General features: G+C 63.3%; 14 protein-coding genes. 3 read left to right on the top strand and 11 right to left on the bottom strand.

Annotated elements, in window-relative coordinates:
* Positions 1-99: 99 nt before the first annotated feature.
* From DAEP_RS0117525 to DAEP_RS0117500, 5 genes are all read right to left on the bottom strand, one after another.
* A complete protein-coding gene (locus DAEP_RS0117525; RefSeq protein WP_208855457.1) occupies positions 100-1,074 on the bottom strand; it encodes a C45 family autoproteolytic acyltransferase/hydrolase in 975 nt (324 codons plus the stop codon).
* Positions 1,075-1,087: 13 nt separating this feature from the next.
* Entirely contained in the window at positions 1,088-2,548 is a 1,461-nt protein-coding gene (locus tag DAEP_RS0117520; protein ID WP_027245584.1) for a biotin carboxylase, read from the bottom strand.
* Positions 2,549-2,563: 15 nt separating this feature from the next.
* Positions 2,564-5,326 carry an aminotransferase class I/II-fold pyridoxal phosphate-dependent enzyme gene (locus DAEP_RS22840; RefSeq protein ID WP_036760815.1) on the bottom strand — a complete coding sequence of 921 codons (2,763 nt, stop codon included), beginning with the start codon at positions 5,324-5,326 and terminating at the stop codon, positions 2,564-2,566.
* Between the two features lie 66 nt (positions 5,327-5,392).
* Positions 5,393-6,346 carry a carbon-nitrogen hydrolase family protein gene (locus DAEP_RS0117510; protein ID WP_008554701.1) on the bottom strand — a complete coding sequence of 318 codons (954 nt, stop codon included), beginning with the start codon at positions 6,344-6,346 and terminating at the stop codon, positions 5,393-5,395.
* Between the two features lie 131 nt (positions 6,347-6,477).
* A complete protein-coding gene (locus tag DAEP_RS0117500) occupies positions 6,478-7,041 on the bottom strand; it encodes a TetR/AcrR family transcriptional regulator (RefSeq protein WP_027245583.1) in 564 nt (187 codons plus the stop codon).
* 207 nt (positions 7,042-7,248) lie between these two features.
* Here DAEP_RS0117500 and DAEP_RS0117495 point away from each other — a divergent pair, with 207 nt between their 5' ends.
* Positions 7,249-7,722 (top strand): nuclear transport factor 2 family protein, encoded by a 474-nt coding sequence (locus tag DAEP_RS0117495; RefSeq protein WP_027245582.1) that lies wholly within the window; start codon positions 7,249-7,251, stop codon positions 7,720-7,722.
* Positions 7,723-7,927: 205 nt separating this feature from the next.
* On the opposite strand, the gene DAEP_RS0117490 is transcribed toward DAEP_RS0117495, so the two are convergent.
* The gene (locus tag DAEP_RS0117490; RefSeq protein WP_208855456.1) at positions 7,928-10,402 is read right to left on the bottom strand and encodes a GcvT family protein; all 2,475 of its coding nucleotides are present in this window, start codon (positions 10,400-10,402) and stop codon (positions 7,928-7,930) included.
* A gap of 152 nt (positions 10,403-10,554) precedes the next feature.
* A complete protein-coding gene (locus DAEP_RS0117485) occupies positions 10,555-12,075 on the bottom strand; it encodes a trimethylamine methyltransferase family protein (RefSeq protein ID WP_027245580.1) in 1,521 nt (506 codons plus the stop codon).
* A 94-nt stretch (positions 12,076-12,169) separates the two neighbouring features.
* On the opposite strand from DAEP_RS0117485, the gene DAEP_RS0117480 reads away from it, so the two are divergent.
* A complete protein-coding gene (locus DAEP_RS0117480; protein ID WP_027245579.1) occupies positions 12,170-13,084 on the top strand; it encodes a LysR substrate-binding domain-containing protein in 915 nt (304 codons plus the stop codon).
* A 1-nt stretch (position 13,085) separates the two neighbouring features.
* Here the strand turns inward: DAEP_RS0117480 and DAEP_RS0117475 are convergent, their stop codons facing one another.
* The 4 genes from DAEP_RS0117475 to DAEP_RS0117460 all read right to left on the bottom strand — a co-directional run bounded on the left by DAEP_RS0117475 (position 13,086) and on the right by DAEP_RS0117460 (position 16,743).
* Positions 13,086-13,946 (bottom strand): metal ABC transporter permease, encoded by an 861-nt coding sequence (locus tag DAEP_RS0117475; protein WP_027245578.1) that lies wholly within the window; start codon positions 13,944-13,946, stop codon positions 13,086-13,088.
* The gene (locus DAEP_RS0117470) at positions 13,946-14,824 is read right to left on the bottom strand and encodes a metal ABC transporter permease (RefSeq protein WP_027245577.1); all 879 of its coding nucleotides are present in this window, start codon (positions 14,822-14,824) and stop codon (positions 13,946-13,948) included. The genes DAEP_RS0117475 and DAEP_RS0117470 overlap by 1 nt, the downstream gene beginning before the upstream one ends.
* The gene (locus tag DAEP_RS0117465; RefSeq protein ID WP_008557307.1) at positions 14,824-15,741 is read right to left on the bottom strand and encodes a manganese/iron ABC transporter ATP-binding protein; all 918 of its coding nucleotides are present in this window, start codon (positions 15,739-15,741) and stop codon (positions 14,824-14,826) included. The genes DAEP_RS0117470 and DAEP_RS0117465 overlap by 1 nt, the downstream gene beginning before the upstream one ends.
* Positions 15,742-15,840: 99 nt before the next feature.
* Positions 15,841-16,743: a metal ABC transporter substrate-binding protein gene (locus DAEP_RS0117460; protein WP_027245575.1), complete on the bottom strand. Its 903-nt coding sequence runs from the start codon at positions 16,741-16,743 to the stop codon at positions 15,841-15,843.
* A gap of 279 nt (positions 16,744-17,022) precedes the next feature.
* Here DAEP_RS0117460 and DAEP_RS0117455 point away from each other — a divergent pair, with 279 nt between their 5' ends.
* Positions 17,023-17,427: a hypothetical protein gene (locus DAEP_RS0117455; RefSeq protein ID WP_027245574.1), complete on the top strand. Its 405-nt coding sequence runs from the start codon at positions 17,023-17,025 to the stop codon at positions 17,425-17,427.
* Positions 17,428-17,453 lie beyond the last annotated feature (26 nt).

Below are 17,453 nucleotides of genomic sequence, written 5' to 3'. Positions count from 1 at the left end.
GATGCGGGGATAGGCGGGGGGCCGCCGGCGGCCGGGCAGCTCAGCAATCTTTCAGACAGGGAGTGATCCGCCGCCGGCCAGACCGGACCGGACCGGCGGCTAGAACCCCGGCACCTGCACGGCCAGAGTGCGCTCGTCGAATGCCATCAGCGGCATGTGCCAGACACTGCCGGGCCAGCGGAGCTCCATCTCAAGCTTGCGGGGCCGGTAGACCGCCGTGTAAAGCGTGCCGAAACCCTCGCTGAAAGCCGAGGAATACAGCGGCGGCTTCAGAAACGCGCCGATGAACTTCTCTTCCGATTCCACATGCAACGTCAGCCGCTGCAGCAGAAACCGCTCCCGCTCCACGGTCGCCGTGAACCGCGCATGGCTGTCCCACTCCACTTTCTCCTGGTGGTTGGTGGCGACTGACACATGTTTCAGCACCGCCTTGCGGTCGGGCGCCATGAACGCGGTCAGGAACTTGCGGTCCCGGTCGACCACGGTGACGTTATAGCTCATATGCGTCGGCAGACGGGACAGCGCCGCGCCGGCCTCTTCCGCGGTTTCGCAAGTCTGCAGCACATAGCGCAGGATCAGCGGCACGCCGAAGCCTTCACCGACCACCCGGCGGCCGCCGAATGTCAGCGACACCGCCAGCCCGGCATCGTTGATCCCGTCCACCAGGCCCCACAGGCTGTCGCTGGTGCCCAGCACCGTGCGGCCCAGCCATTCGGTGCGCATCACCACCCCGTCAAAGGCATGAGCGCTGTAGTCGTAGTTGCGCACCAGAACCGGCTCCGGCCCGGGCCACAGCGCCTGGGAACAGGCCGACAGATAGGGCGGCGGGCAGTAGAAGCTCAGAAACCGCGCCGCGTGATCCGCCCCGCCCGCCAGATCGCACAGCTCCTCATAGAGCGGCAGCAGCTCCGGCATATGCGTCTTCAGCGCGTTGACGCTGTCCAGGTAACCGGGGCGCGCTTCCGGGCCTTCGCGGATCCACCACTGGTGGTAGTCCGGCCAGAACTCCTGGAACAGCCCGGCCCACTTGGGACCGGGCTGGGGTTCGTCGATGGCGCGCCAGCGGATGATCATGCCCTCACAGGGTCTACATGATCTTGAAGGCAGGATCGGACACCACCGGCCCTGCCTCCTGCATCGGCAGCGGCCGTGCTTTGACGTTGCTCTTGATGGCGTCGATCCAGCGCTTGCCGCGGTCATTCAGCTGGAACCCCGGCGTCATCGACCGGCCGCGGGTCACCAGGATGCCGATATCGGCCCCCTCATAGCGGTAATCGCCCGGCTGCAGGATACGCAGGAAAAACGCTTCCTGCTCGCTTTCGACCGCACGTCGGTGATAATCGAAACGGTCGAACTGCACGCTGCCGTCCTCGGCCATGCGGTAGATGCCGGTCTCCGGCACCTCCGTGGCGATATCGACTGAATCGTCCGTATGCTTGATCACCATCTGCGACCAGCTGTCGATCATCTTGGGATCGGCCCAGCGGTCGTTCAGTTCTGCCACGTCCAGCTTGAACTTCTTCTTCGAGAACTCCAGCAGATGGAACAGGAACAGCGGCGCGTCCGCATGGGCAAAGGCCGCATGGTTGGTCATCGAGGATGCGCCGGTGATGCGCGGGTTCAATTCCCCCAGCCAGATGTCCCCGGTCTTCTTGTCGATCAGGAAATCCAGCTCGAAATAGCCGCGGTAGCCTTCCTTGCGCAGCTGCTCGCCGAACTTGAAGGTCAGCTCGCGCGCCCGCTCGCGGGTCTTGGGCGGAAACGCGGTTGAGAAGATCTCGTTGCCGCACCAGCCGCCGCGGTAGGGGGTCAGCTCCTTGAAGCCGACCAGCTCCGTCATCAGCGGCCCGACAATGGTGCCCTCCTTGGTGGCGCAGGCCTCGATCGCGGAGCCGCGGCAGTCGATCCGCTTCATGATCTTGATCTCGCCCTCGCCGACGATCTCATGCTCATGGCGGCGGAAATCGGCTTCGGAATTGATGAAGAAGGTGGTGTGGCCGCTGTCGCCAAAGGCGGACTGCAGCACCACGTCATGGCCGATGCCCGCCTTTTCGCAGGTCTTCTTCAGATCCTCGTAATCCTTGACCTCCGCCAGCACGTTCGGCACCGAAGGCACACCAGCCTTGTTGCCGATCCGGACCGTTTCGATCTTGTTGTCCATGCTTTGACGCAGCTTGGCGCTGGGGAACCAGACCTCGCCGCCCAGCTCCTTGGCCAGCCGCTCGGTCTCCTCGTCGAACATCAAGAACACGAACTTGGGCTTGCCGCCGCGCCGCTTGATCCATTCGACCACCTCCTTGTGCTGCAGGAGGTAGTTGTTGATGTCCTCGATCGACTGGAACTCCGCGTGCGGCTGCTCGGACGGGCAGAACACGTTGGGGTGCTTGCCGCCGTAGCAGTCAATGTAGCATATGTATTTGAAATTCTTGCACCACTCGTCCAGGCCCAGCAGATTGAAATTGGTTGCCGAGACAAAATACACAGGATCCTCGTTGCGGTGGAAGTGCCGGCGTATTTCAGAGATATTGTTCAGTGCTCCAGATGGCATACCTTATTTCTCCCTTCAGAAAATCTTGTGCCGGGCCGCGTTCAGCTTCAGCCGCGCCTGATTGGCCTTGGCCTGCTGTTTCAGGGCCTCCTCGGTGAACACGCGCAGCCCCAGGTCGGCCCGGTAGCCGTGGATTTCGCTGACGTCCAAGGCCCGCATGAAGGCCAGAATCTCCTGGCTTACGACCTGCCCCGGAACCAGGATCGGAAATCCCGGCGGATACGGGATGATGAAAGAGGCTGACACCACCTCCTGACCGCTTTCCATTGCCGCCTTGATCGACCCGTCCAGCTCCAGATAGTCGCAGTTGTTTTCCTCATAGCTCAGGAAAAACGCCGAGCGGATGTCCCCCTCGGGCGTTTCCGGAGCAGAGCGGAAGGCGTCGTGGAAGCGGCTGAAGTCCGGCAGCGGCGGCAGGTCGTGCATGAGGTTCGAAACCCGCTTCTCGAAGCCGCGCTTTTCCATCATCGAAGCGTCATCAAGCAATTCGTCCAGACCGGTGGCGATTTCCACCAGAACCTCGATCAGATAGGCGACCGAGGACCGCGTGGTGCCGATGTTGGTCATGAACAGCACCGTGTTGCGCGAGGTCTTGTTGATCTGGATCCCGTATTTATCCATCAGGATCTGCGTCTTGAACGTGTCGCCGTCCCAGCCGGTACCGCCCACCGCCAGCGTCACCCGGGTCGGGTCGAGCACAAATTCGTCATGCACCAGGCTGTCCCAGACATCCGACCAGCCGCGCTGGGGATCGTAATAACTTTCCAGCCCGCTTTGACGGTGCTCGCTCGGGATCATGTCGGCGGCAGTCAGGATCCTGAAATATTTGCTCAGCCGCGGATGCGTCATGATCGCCCGCCGCATCGCCATCGCCGCCTCCACCTGCCGGTGGACAAATTCGAAGCCCTCCAGCTCCACCTGCCGCCGCCCCACATCCAGCGAGGCGATGATCTGGTAGTTCGGCGAGGTCGAGGTGTGGGTCATGTAGGCCTCGTGGAAGCTCACCTCCACCTCGCCTTTGAAGTCCTGATCGTTCACATGGATCATCGACCCCTGCCGCAGCGACGTCAGCGTCTTGTGCGTGGACTGGGTGGCATAGACCCGCACCCGCGCGTCCGGCGGCGGCAGCAGCCTGGCGCTCAGCCACTCCTCCTCGCTGGCATCCTTCAGCTGCTTCTGCTGCTCCTCCCAGGCCTTGGCGTGGGCATCGCTGCGCAGCCGCCCGCGCAGCACATTGGCGGCGTTCATGGCGGTGCGCTGCCGGTACAGCGGGCTGAACCGGGCAAAGGCGAACCAGGCCTCGTCCCACAGGAAGATCAGGTCCGGCTTGATCGCCAGGCATTCCTCCATCACCCGCTCGACGTTGTAGACGATGCCGTCAAAGGTGCAGTTGGTCAGCAATAGCATCCGCACCCGGTCCAGCTTGCCCTGCGCCTTGAGGTGCAGCAGCATATGCTTGATCTCCCGCAGCGGCACCGCCCCGTACATCGAGTATTCATTCAGCGGGTAGCTGTCGAGATAGACCACCTGCGCCCCCGCCAGCACCAGCCCGTAATGGTGCGACTTGTGGCAGTCGCGGTCCACCAGCACGATATCGCCGGGCCGCACCAGCGCCTGCACCACGATCTTGTTGCAGGTGGAGGTGCCGTTGGTGGCAAAGAAAGTCTGCTTTGACCCGAAGGCACGGCTGGCCTGTTCCTGCGCTTGCTTGATGGGCCCGTGCGGCTCCAGCAGGCTATCCAGCCCGCCGGAGGTGGCAGAGGTCTCGGCCAGGAAAATGTTGGAGCCGTAAAACGCCCCCATGTCCTGAATCCAATGGCTGCGCGAGACCGACTTGCCGCGGCTGATCGGCATCGCGTGGAAGACGCCGGTCGGCTGTTTGGAATACTCGACCAGCGCCGTGAAGAACGGCGTCTTGTAGCGCGCCTGCACCCCCCTCAGGATATTGAGGTGCAGTTCCATGAAATCTTCCTGATTGTAAAAGACGCGGCGGCAGATCCCCAGGTCATGGCCTGCGATCTCCTCGACCGAGCGGTCGGTGACCAGATAGGCGTCCAGTTCCGGCCGGACATTCGCCACCAGCCGGCACAGCGCCGGGCCGTGGTCGAGCGAACGGACCGCCTCAATGCCCTCGGTGCCGCCGGCCCAGTCCAGGTAGCGGGTCAGCAGCGACATCTCCATCTTCGAGTCGAACTTGAGGCCCGGCCGCACCACGATGGCTTGAATGTTGTAGTTGAACAGGATCCCGATCAGCGCGTCCTGCAGACTGGGCACCACCACGGTTTCATAGTGAAACGGATCTTCCGGGCGCCGCATCTTCTTGAAGTTGCTGTGCAGCCAGCGCTCCTGGTGTTCGTTGACTTTGTCGACCACCAGCACCTCGAAATAGGGCTTGGCCAGCGCCCGCGCCTCGGGCGGCTGGATGACCTCATCCTCGTGCTCGTCCGCATCCGCCGAGTCGCGGTCCAGCGGAACATGCCGCCGCCGGTAGGCACCGGTGGACAAGGCCCGGCAGATGCGCTGGACGGAAAACGCCACATCGGCGTAATTCCCGTGCTCGAACTGGCGCCGGATCTGCTCAAAGGCCTGCACACCGGGAAAGGCCCAATAGGTCTCAATCGGACCCAGTAAATCAAACAGCGCCCGGACATTCGTCTCGAGCGCTGCTTCACGTTTCGGTTTTCGGGCACTGGCCAGGGCTTCGGTTACCTCTCTCAGCGTTGTCCACTGGTCGTGACGCAGCTGGATCGCCGAGTAATAGTCGCCCATTACTTGCATATGCACCTCCCATCCTGGTTATCGGCGGGAGATCAAAAGGCTCTGGCTACTAAGAAATGAGACTGATCAACCGCCTGCTTTTCTTTCAGCGTAGTGTATTGGATGCAATTCGGCAAATCCGATTGCGCCGTCGCCCGGCGCGCGGGCATTCAGGCCCGCCTGCGAGCCCTGCACCGGGATCTCCAGTGGCCCCAGCGTGTGCAGGTAAGCATCCGCCCCGCTGGCGCGGTCGTATACCGGGAAATCAGCCTCCCGGTCGCGGAAGCTTTTCAGCACCTGGCCCAGCCCCTTCAGGCCGACCTCGCGCTGGCGGCGCACCTGGTCAAGGTCCAGCTCCAGCGGGAACATGTCCTCATGGCGGCCCGACTGGTGCAGCACCGTGGCCGACGGATCGATGATACAGGACTGCCCCACGCCCCCAGCGCCCAGCCCGTTCACATCAACCACGAAGCACTGGAACTGCGCCGCGGTGGCGCGGGCGATGGACAGTTCGGCATCCCGGTCCGCCGTCCCGGTCAGCACCGGATGCAGCAGCACCTCGACCCCCTGGCTGGTCAGCTGGCGGGTGGTTTCCGGGAACCAGATGTCATAGCAGATCGACAGGCCGAACCGGCCAACCTCAGGAATGTCGAACACGCAGAACTCCGTGCCGGCCTCCACGCCCTGCTCATACGGGCGGAACGGGAACATCTTGCGGTAGACCGCGACCACCTCGCCCTGCGGATTGATGACCGAGGAGGTGTTGTAGATCTTGCCGGAGTCCGCGACCTCGAACATCGAGCCGGGCACCACCCAGATCCCGTGTTTCACCGCCGCGGCGCAGAACCGCTCAATCGCTTCGTTGTGCAGCGGCTGCGCGAATTTGGTCAGCGGCCCGTAGGGCGCCAGTTCGCTGAACACAGCCATCTGTGTCCAGGGGAAGCGCGCCATCAGCACGTCGATCCGGTGAAGCATTGCGTCGACATTCGAATGCAGCGCGTCCACATGCATTTGGATGCCCGCGATGGAAAATGGGGTCATTCGGCCCGTACTCCGTTGGCGTTTCTGACCGCGATGGTACAGGATTGCCGCAGCAGCCGCCATCCCGGGCAGCACGCGCTGACGCGCAGGCAGGGCAAGTGTTGCGCGCAGGCCGGCAAAGCGCCTGAACGCTAGCTGATTGCCTGGTCAATCAGCGCCGCGGCCGCCGTGCGGGCATCCCGGGCCGGGGCGCTGCTATGGGTCAGGGCAGCCAGCACGATCGCGCCCTCCTTCAGCACCATCAGCTGCCGCGCCAGCGCGTCCGGATCCCTTGCCCCGGCCCCGGCCGCCAGATGCGCGAAATGCGCCTGCAGCACCTGCTTGTGCTCTGCCGACTGCAGGTTGATCGGATCGTCCGGCGACTGATACTCGGCGCTGGCCTTGATGAACATGCAGCCCTGAAACCCGGGCTGTTCGAACCACTCCTGCAGAACGTCGAACAACGCCTCCAGCTGGCCGCGCGGGGTATCCGCCCGCGCCTCCATCCGCCCGTACAGCCAGGTGCGGAAATCCTCGTCCCGCAGTTTCAGCACCGCCAGGATCAGCTCCTCCTTGGAACGGAAGTGTTTGTAGATCGAGGTTTTCGACACCCCGGTCTCCGCCGCCACCAGATCCATCCCAGTGGCGTGAAATCCGTTCCCATAAAACAGATCCAGCGCCTTTCGGATCAGTTCGCCACGTTTGTTCGGCCTCATTGCGCCTCCAGCGGGGCAGTTAATGCACCGATCAGTTAACATTTTTATTGAAGCAAACGTCAAGCTAACCAGCGAGAATAAAATACGTTTCCTGAGAAACCGGGACAACTCACGCATCTGTGTGGACAGAACCCGGACCTAACCCTTGAATACCTTAACCGATCTGTTCACTTTGCCTGTCATAACTTAACAGATCGGTAAATAAACATGACAGAAGCTCCCCGCCCCCCGCTGCCGCCCTTCACCCGCGACACCGCCATCGCCAAGGTCCGCGCCGCCGAAGATGCCTGGAACAGCCGCAACCCCGAGACCGTTTCGCTGGCCTACACCCTGGACACCAACTGGCGCAACCGCGCCGACTTCCCGCAAGGGCGCGCGGCGGTGCAGGCCTTCCTCGCTGCCAAATGGGAGCGCGAGCATGAGTACCGGCTGATCAAGGAACTGTGGGCCTTCACCGGGAACCGCATCGCCGTTCGCTTCGCCTATGAGTGGCACGATGCCACCGGCCAGTGGTACCGCTCCTATGGCAACGAAAACTGGGAGTTTTCCGTGGACGGCCGCATGGCGCACCGCTTCGCTTCGATCAACGACCTGAAGATCACCGCGGACGAGCGCCTGTTCCACTGGCCGCAGGGCCCGCGCCCGGCAGACCACCCCGGCCTCAGCAGCCTCGGTCTATAACAGCCCCGTGTGTCCTCGCTGCCGGGCTGGTCTCCAGCCCGGCCCCCTGTCACGGATCAGCCTGGAACGGCCGCTCCTGATGCGGCGGCCTGCCGGAATCGCGGCGATAGACCCCGGCGAAGGAGGTCTGGCTGTCAAACCCCGGCGCCAGCGCGGCGCCGAGGGTCCGCCAGGGGCGGCTCAGGGTCTCCGCCCCCGGCCCGGCTCAGGCGCGCATTCTGGCGCCGTCCGCGTCATAGACCGGCGCGCCCAGCACTTCGGCGTCATACATCTCGCCCAGGATCTCCACCTGCAGCCTGGTGCCGGCCACCGCGTGCTGAGCTGAGACATAGCCCATCGCCATAGAAGCCTGCGCATGATGCGCATACCCGCCTGAGGAGATGTAGCCGACCGCCGCGCCGTCCTTCAGGATCGCCTCGTCGCCCGACACATCGATGCCATCCACACCGATGGTCATGGTGACCAGCTTTCGGCTTGCCCCGGCTTGGCGGGCCTTCAGCGCAGCGGCCTTGCCTACGAAATCCTTCTTCCAGTTGATGAAGGCCTCCATGCCGCTTTCCGCCGCGTCGAAATCCGGGCGGAAGTCCAGCGTCCACACACCCCAGCCCTTCTCCAGCCGCATCGACATCAGCGCCCGCGCCCCGTACCAGCGGTAGCCCAGATCGCTGCCTGCCTCCTCGACCGCTTCCGCCAGGCGCAGCAGGTACTGCGGCTTGCAATAGATCTCATAGCCCAGCTCGCCAGAGAAGCTGATCCGGTTCAGGATCACCGGCACGCCGCCCACGAACGTCTGGCGCAGGTCACGGAACTTGAACGCCTCGGCAGAGACATCCTCGCGGGTAATACGGGCCAGCAGCTCCCGCGATTTCGGCCCCGACAGCGCGATGCCGTGCCAGTCATCCGAGACGTTCTGATACCTCACATCTTCCGGCAGGTCCTTCTCAAACCAGCGGCGGTGCGCCTCCTGCATCGCGCCGGAGCCGAACAGCATGAAGTGATCCTCAGCCAGACAGGCCACAGTCAGATCGCCATAAAGCTTGCCCTTCGGCGTCAGCATCGGCGTCAGCGTCAGGCGGCCCGGCTTCGGCACATACCCCGCCAGAACGCGGTCCAGATAAGCCCGCGCGCCCGCGCCTTTAAACTCATGCTTGGCAAAGTTGGCGATCTCGATGCCGCCCACCGCCTCGCGCACCGCCTTGACCTCGCGCGCCACATAATCGTGGCTGCGGTTGCGCTCAAACGTCGGCTCTTCATGTGCGTCCTCCGGCCCGTCGGCAAACCACAGCGCGTTCTCCAGGCCAAACCCCTGCCCCATCCGCGCGCCCTTGGCGACCAAGCGGTCATAAAGGGCCGTGGTCTTCTGCATCCGCCCCTTGGGCAGGGTTTCATTCGGGAATGTCATCACGAAGCGGCGCTCGTAGTTCTCGGTCGATTTCACCGTGCCCCAGTCGGGGGTCGCAAACTCGCCAAACCGCGCCACATCCATCGCCCAGACGTCGATGGACGGCTCGCCGTCGATCATCCATTCGGCCATGGTCAGCCCCACGCCGCCGCCCTGGCAGAAGCCCGCCATGACGCCCACCGCGCACCAGTAGTTCCGCATCCCCGGCACCGGGCCGATCATCGGGTTGCCATCGGGGCCAAATGTGAAGGGCCCGTTGATCATATCCTTGATCCCCGCCTCGCCGATGGCCGGAATGCGCTCAAACGACATCTCGAGACGGTCGGCAATCCGGTCCAGATCCGGCTGCAACAGCTCATGGCCGAAATCCCAGGGCGTGCCGCCCACTTTCCAGGGCGTGCCCTTCGGCTCATAGGTGCCCAGCAGCATCCCCTGCCGTTCCTGCCGGAAGTAGATGTTCGCCTCATAATCGATCCCGGCCGGCAGGCGGGTCGGGTGGTTGGCCACCGCGTCGATCTTGTCGGTGATCAGGTAATGGTGCTCCATCGGCTGCACCGGCAGGTTGATGCCCTGCATGTGCCCGACCTCACGCGCCCACAACCCGCCGCAGTTCACGATATGCTCCGCGTTGATCACCCCGCGCTGGGTGGTCACATCCCAGCTTCCATCGGCACGCTGGGTTGTCGCGGTCACCGGCGTGTGGGTGAAATACTGCGCGCCATGCACGCGGGCGGATTTGGCGAAGGCATAGGTCGCGCCCGACGGGTCCAGATCGCCGTCTTGATCATCCCATAGCGCGGCATGGTAATGCTTGGGATCAATCAGCGGATGCCGCTCGGCCACTTCCTTGGGGCTGATGAATTCCTGATGCAGCCCCATATAGCGCGCCTTGGAGCGTTCCCGCTTCAGGTAGTCATACCAGGTCTTGTTCGACGCCAGATAAAACCCGCCGGTGATGTGCAGGCCCACAGAGTGGCCCGAAGTCTCCTCAATCTCCTTATACAGATCAATGGTGTAGGATTGCAGCCGCGAGATGTTCGGGTCCGAGCTGATGGTATGGATCTGCCCCGCCGCATGCCAGGAGGAGCCGGAGGTCAGCTCGTCGCGCTCCAGCAGCACCACGTCCTTCCAGCCGAACTTGGCCAGGTGGAATAGGATCGAGCAGCCAACCACACCGCCGCCAATGATCACCGCCTTGGCGTGGCTCGGCAGCTTTTTGTCGCCGGTGCTCTCCTCCTTGTGGATGTTGAGCGTCGATTGGGCAAAATTGTCTGACATGGATTTGTCCTCAGATTCGGGGCAAAGCGCGGGATTTGCGGCAAACCGCACCAAGCGGGTGCACAGGGGGTGTACGGGAGGCGCGCAGGGGGTGCTGGCGCAATCCGGCCCATCCTGCATAAGCCGGAGAAATGGGTGATGAATTCCTTGCCTCAGTACCAGGCATCCGGGATCTCCTCCTTGCGGCGGGCGACATAGGCGGCCAGTTCCTCTTTCACCGCCTCGTCCATCGGCGGCGCCTGATACTCGTCCAGCATCCGGTTCCAGCGCTCATAGGCGCGCTGGCGCATGTCCTTGCAGCCGCCCTCCTCCCAGCTTTCGACATTCTCGCTGTCGCTCAGCTTCGGCTCATAAAACGCGGTCTGGTAATTGCGCATGGTGTGCCCGGAGCCGAGGAAATGCCCGCCCGGCTCCACTTCAGCGTAGGCATCGCGGGCAAAGGCCTCGTCACTGGTATCCAGCCCTTGGCTCAGCACCTTCTGGTAGGACCCCAGCCGGTCTGCATCCATGATCAGCTTCTCGAACCCGGTGCAAAGACCGCCCTCCAGCCAGCCCGCCGAATGCAGCACATAGTTGGCCCCGGCCAGCATGGTGGAATGCATCGAGTCGGCGCTTTCATAAGCCGCCTGCGCATCCTCGATCTTGGAGGCTGTCAGCGACCCGCCGCAGCGCAACGGCAGCCCGGCCCGGCGCGCCAGCTGGCCGATGGCATAGTTGGAGATCACCGGCTCCGGCATCCCGAAGGTCGGCGCGCCGGATTTCAGCGACATGGAGCTGAGGAAGTTGCCCAGCACAAATGGCGCACCGGGGCGCACGATCTGGGCAAAGGCGCAGACCATCATCGCCTCCGCCATCGCCTGCGCGACGGATGCGGCGGTGGAGACCGGCCCCATCGCGCCCGTAAGGATAAACGGCACAACGATAATGCCCTGCCCGCGCGCGCAGTAGGCGCGGATCGCCTCGGTCACCACCTTGTCCACCAAGAGCGGCGAATTGGTGTTCACATTGCCCATGATCACGCAGTTTTCGTCCATGACGTCCTTGCCAAAGACGATCTCCGCCATATCGACGCTGTCCTGCGCCCGGCTCATCTCGGTGATGGCGCCCAGATGCGGTTTGTCGCTCAGCGTCATATGGGCAAGCAGCATGTCGAAATGGCGCTTGGAGACCGGCACGTCGCAGGGTTCGCAGATCACGAACCCGCCGTGATGCAGGTTCGGATGCATGTAGGTGAGCTTCACCAGCTTTTCGAAACTTTCCATGTCTCCGTACCGGCGACCGCCTTCCAGATCGCGCACAAAGGGCGCGCCATAGATCGGGGCAAAGACCTGATTGGTGCCGCCAATGGTGACAGACCGCGCCGGATTGCGGGCCAGCTGCGTGAACTCCCGCGGCGCCTTTGCACACAGAGAACGGATCCAGTGCGCATCCGCGCGGATCGTGTCGCCGTCGATCCTGGCGCCCGCTTCCCTCCAGATCCTGAGCGCTTCAGGGTCGTCGCGGAAGGCGATACCAACCTCCTCAAAGATCCAGTCGACCTGCGCCTCCAGCTTGACCAGCTTCTCCTCGTCCAGCACGTCAAAGAACGGCAGGCTCCGCCGGATAAAGGGCGACGCCGGAGCGCCCGCGGGGGCGGTGTTTCTGTCGCGGGATGCGCGGGCGCGTCGGGCCATGGGGCTCTCCAGTCGTCAAAAGATACGCAACGATACGGTCCGCCGCCTGCATTGTGACGGTTGAAAAATCTGATGATTTGGATAATTCACAGTTATGCAGGAACTGTGGAAACTCCTCACCAGCCCCCGCCATCTGATCGTGTTCGAAGCCGCTGCACGGCACGCTTCCTTCACCCGCGCGGCTGAAGAACTGAACGTGCAGCAGCCCGCGGTCAGCGCCGCGATCAAGCAGTTGGAAACGTCTCTGGGCGTTATTTTATTCCGCCGCGGCCACCGCAAGGTGGAGCTGACCGGGGCAGGCATGCGGCTTTATACCGATGTCTCCAAAGCCCTCGGGGACATCTTGTCCTCCGCCAAGGCCGTGCGGCAGTTCGGGCGCAATGACCATGTGACGCTCAACTGCTCCTCCGCTTTTGCATACTACTGGGTGATGCCAAGACTGGCCCAGCTGCATGAGGCGCACCCGGATATCGACCTGCGGCTGCAAAGCTCCGACCGGGAGCCGGACATCAATACCGAAGGCATCTCACTGGCAGTGCGGCGCGGCAACGGCACCTGGCCGGACTGCCATTCCGCCCTGATCGCGCCGGAGGTAATCTTTCCGGTGGCCAGTCCGCGGGTGATGGCCGCCGCGGTCAACCTGGCGACGGTGCCGAACCTGCTGCACGAACGGCTGATCCATCTGGAGGAACCGGTCCGCGAGCGCCCCAGATGGCAGCAATGGTTTGAACATTTCGGCGTCACCGGCCGCCCGCCCGCCGCGGGTATGCGCCTCAACGACTATGCGCTGGTTTTGCAGGCCGCAATTGCGGGCGAGGGCTTTGCCTTCGGCTGGCAGCATGTGACCGAGCCGCTGATCAAACAGGGGCTGCTGGCTGCCCGCAAGGAATGGTCCTGGACCACCGGGGCGGGGTTCTATCTGGTCTGGTCCAAGACCCAGGATCTGGTCCCGAACGCCGAACTGGTACGGCAGTGGCTGCTGGAGATGGCAAAGCCCGGGCCCGCGTAATTCACGCGGCCCCGGTGGTCTCCTCGGCCCGCTGCATTGATGTCTTGCGGGTCAGGTACAGCCGCCGCACAAAGGCCAGCACAAACAGAATGGTCAGGATCAGCACGATGGTCGGCGCCGGCGCGCTGTCGAGGAAGAAGCTGGCATAGGTGCCCGCCAGCATCGAGAACATGCAGACCAGCACCGAGACCCACAGCATGGTGCTGAACTTGCGCACCACCAGGAAGGCAATCGCTCCCGGCGCGATCAGCAGGCCGATCGCCAGGATCAGCCCCGCCGCCGAAAGCGTCGCCACGATGGTCAGCGACAAGGCCGCCAGCAGCCCGTAATGCAGCACCGCCACCGGCAGGCCGCAGGCCTGCGCCTGCGCGGGGTCGAAACTGTGCAGCAGCAGGTCCTTCCACTTCAGCACCAGCACAGCCCCCACCGCCAGCGAGATGATCCCCGCCGTCCACAGCTCGTCCGGCTCCACCCCCAGCATATTGCCGAACAGGATGTGATCCAGGTGGGCGTTGGTCTCAATCCCCACGTACATCACGATGCCAAGCCCGAACATGCCGGAGAACACCACCCCCATCACCGTGTCCTGCTTGACCCGGCTGTTGCCGGACAAAAACCCGGTTGCCACCGCGCACAGCATACCGGCGGCAAAGGCGCCGATGATCAGCGGGAAGCCCAGCACATAGGCCAGCACGATCCCCGGCAGCACGGCGTGGCTGACCGCATCGCCCATCAGCGCCCAGCCCTTCATCACCAGAAAGCACGACAGCAGCGCGGTGGGCACCGACACGATCAGGGAAATCAGAAAGGCGTTCTGCATGAACGCGAACTGAAACGGCATCAGCAGTGTATCAAGATCCATCACACGGCCTCCTGTTGTGCGGCGGGGCCGCGCTTCAGCGCCTCGCGCGCCTTGCGCTTGGCCGCCAGCAGCCCGTGTTTCGGGGCAAAGACAAACACCACCAGGAAGATCAGTGTCTGCAGCGTCACGATGATGCCGCCGGTGGCACCATCCAGGAAGTAGCTGGCATAGGCGCCGAAGAAACTGGTGGCCGCGCCGATAAATACGGAAACCATGATCAGCCGCGGAAAGCGGTCGCACAGCAGATAGGCGGTCGCCCCCGGCGTCACCACCATGGCAATCACCAGAAACGCCCCCACGGTCTGCATCGCCGCCACGACAGAGGCCGACAGCAGCACGAAGAACACCGCCTTCAGCAATCCGGGACGCAGCCCGATGGTGCGGGCATGGTTTTCATCAAAGAAGGTGACCATCAGGTCCTTCCACTTGGCCAGCAGCACCGCCAGCGAGACAAAGCCGATGATGGCCAGCTGCAGCGTGTCCTCCGGCGTGATCGCCAGGATATTGCCCATGGTGATGGTCTGCACCGACACCGACATCGGGCTGATCGAGACGATGAACAGGCCAAGCCCGAAGAAGGAGGTGAAGATCAGGCCGATGATCACATCGACCTTCAATCCGGACCGTTCCGACAGGAACAGCATCGCCCCCGCCGCCAGCCCGCCGGCGATAAAGGCGCCCAGCGCGAACGGCAGGCCCAGGATATAGGCCCCCGCCACCCCGGGCACCACCGAATGCGAGAGCGCATCGCCGATCAGCGACCAGCCCTTGAGCATCAGATAGGCCGACAGGAACGCGCAGACGCCGCCGACCAGCGCCGACACCCACATCGCGTTGGTCATATAGCCGTAGGTGAACGGCTCCAGCAGATACTCCATCATTCCTGGCTCCCGCCCTCGCGCTTGCTGTCGCTCGTCTGGGTCTTTTCGCCGTACTGGACAAAGGGGCGCTCGTCATCGGTCAGGATAGTGACCTCGCGGGTGTCGCCGTCGTCATGCAGCGCCTGGCCGCCCAGGGTGAAATGGCGCAGCACGCCGCCAAAGGCGTGCTCCAGGTTCTCGCGGGTAAAGGTGGTCTCGGTCGGGCCGGACCCCAGCACCGTGCCCTTGACCAGCACCGTGCGGTCGCAGAATTCCGGCACGCTGCCCAGGTTATGAGTGGAAACCAGCATCACCCGGCCCTCGTCGCGCAGCTCGCGCAGAAGGGCGATGATCTGCTCCTCGGTCTTCACGTCCACGCCGGTAAAGGGCTCGTCCAGCAGGATCACCTGCCCGTCCTGCGCCAGGGCGCGGGCCAGGAACACCCGCTTGCGCTGGCCGCCGGACAGCTCGCCGATCTGGCGGTGGCGGAAGTCCTGCATGTTCACCCGGCGCAGTGCCTGATCGACGGCCTCATGATCGGCTGCCTTGGGCCGGCGCAGAAACCCCATGTGGCCGTAGCGGCCCATCATCACCACGTCTTCGACCAGCACCGGAAAAGCCCAATCGACCTCCTCCGACTGGGGCACATAGGCAACCAGGTTCTTGCGCAGCGCGTCTTTCACGGACATGCCGAGGATGCGGATTTCGCCCTGCGCGGCGGGGACGAACCCCATGATCGCCTTGAACAGGGTCGATTTGCCTGCGCCATTGACCCCGACCAGCGCGGTAACGGTGCCGCGGGGAATGTCAAAGCTGGCGTTCCACAGCGCTGTATGGCCGTTGCGGTAGGTCACCGTGACGTTCTTGGCGGCAATCCCGCCCTCCGCGGCTGCGGCGCTGGTGTTCATGATGTGGGTCTCGCTGGCATCAAGCATGGGCTGTCCTGCAGAGTTACACACAGAAATTGTGCTTTGTGAAATGAAACGCCCCGCAACTTGTGCTGCGGGGCTCTGTGGATATGCGAAAATGCGGTCTTAATTGGTCACTTCCGTCAAACCGCGGGCCACGGTCTGAGAGGTGACCTTCAGCAGGTCCAGATAGGTCGGCACCGGGCCATCCGCCTCGCTGAGGGAGTCGACATAGAGCTCCCCGCCATAGGCCACGCCGGTTTCCCGCGCCACCTGCTCTGCCGGGGCGGTGTTCACGGTGCTTTCGCAGAACACCACCGGGATGTCGTTGGCGCGCACGCCATCAATCACCGAACGCACCTGCTGCGGGGTGCCGACCTGATCGGCGTTCATCGGCCACAGGTACAGCTCCTTCATACCGAAATCGCGCGCCAGATAGCTGAAGGCGCCTTCGCAGGTCACCAGCCAGCGCTTGTCCTCGGGGATCTCCGCGATGGTGCGGCGCAGCGGCTCGATGGTGGCACGCAGCCTGTCCTTGTATTCGCCCGCGTTCTTGACATAGACCGCGGCGTTTTCCGGGTCGTGCTCGGCAAAGGCTTCGACGATGTTGTCGATATAGATCAGCGCGTTATCCAGACCCATCCAGGCGTGCGGGTTGGGCTTTCCCTCGTAAGAGCCGGCCGCGATCGGGATCGGGTCGATGCCATCGGTCAGGGTCACGGAGGGCACGTCCTTCAGGTTCGACAGGAACTGTTCAAACCACAGCTCCAGGTTCATGCCGTTCCACAGGATCAGGTCGGCATCGGACGCCCGCACGATATCGCGCGGGGTCGGTTCATAGCCATGAATCTCTGCCCCCGGCTTGGTGACCGAGACGACTTCTGCGGCATCGCCTGCCACATTGGCCGCCATGTCGGCCAGCACGGTGAAAGTTGTGACCACCTTCATCTTTTCCTCGGCCATGGCAACGCTGGCGGCAGCGGCCGCAATCGCGGCGGCGGAAACCGTCTTGAGCAGGTTCGAAAGCATTCGATTCTCCGTTTTGAAGATGTCTTTGCAGCATCGTTATTGCAAATCATTCGCAACTGTCAATGAAATTGAGAATGATTTGCAAAAACAGATTCCGCCCCCGGGCGAAGCGCGCTTGGGACAGGTCCGCTTAGCATAGGGTTAACGCCGGTTAACGCCGTCTAAAGATTGCCCGGATCCCGGCCCCCATTTCGCCCGAATCCGCCGCTAGACCCGACAGGGCAGCCAGAACGGCGCGGGACTGAACCTGATCCTTCAACCGTCTGAGCGAGCAATTCCATGATCTCACCTGGGACCCTTTCCGGCTGTTCTGCCGCCATCTGGCTGCTGGTCACCGGCTCCGCCGCGCTTGCCAGCCCGGTGCAGAGCATTGAGCTGCACTGCGCCAAAGCTTTGCAGCAGCCCCTGTGCGACGCCTTGGCCGACGCGTTGAGCCAAAGGTTTCCCGGGGCGGCGGTGTCCGCTGCGGACGGTCAGACCGGCCCCGCCGATCTGACCCTGCGCTATGTCGGGCAATCCCAGGCCGCGGACTGGATTTCAGGATTCTTGGAGTGGCAGCACCGCGATGGCCGGTCCGGCCAAGGCCCGGCCATCGAACAGTCGGTCATGGACGGCCAACTGACTGCGGACAGCATTGCGGACTTTGCCGGCCACCTGGTTGGGCAAACCGAATTCCCCATTTAAACCAAAGAGCTAGTTTGGAGCACGGT

Origin of the sequence: Leisingera daeponensis DSM 23529 (genome assembly GCF_000473145.1) — a bacterium.
GTDB classification, from domain to species: domain Bacteria; phylum Pseudomonadota; class Alphaproteobacteria; order Rhodobacterales; family Rhodobacteraceae; genus Leisingera; species Leisingera daeponensis.
The sequence above is the reverse complement of the archived record's forward strand: the minus strand, read 5'-3'. Positions and strand labels throughout refer to the sequence as shown.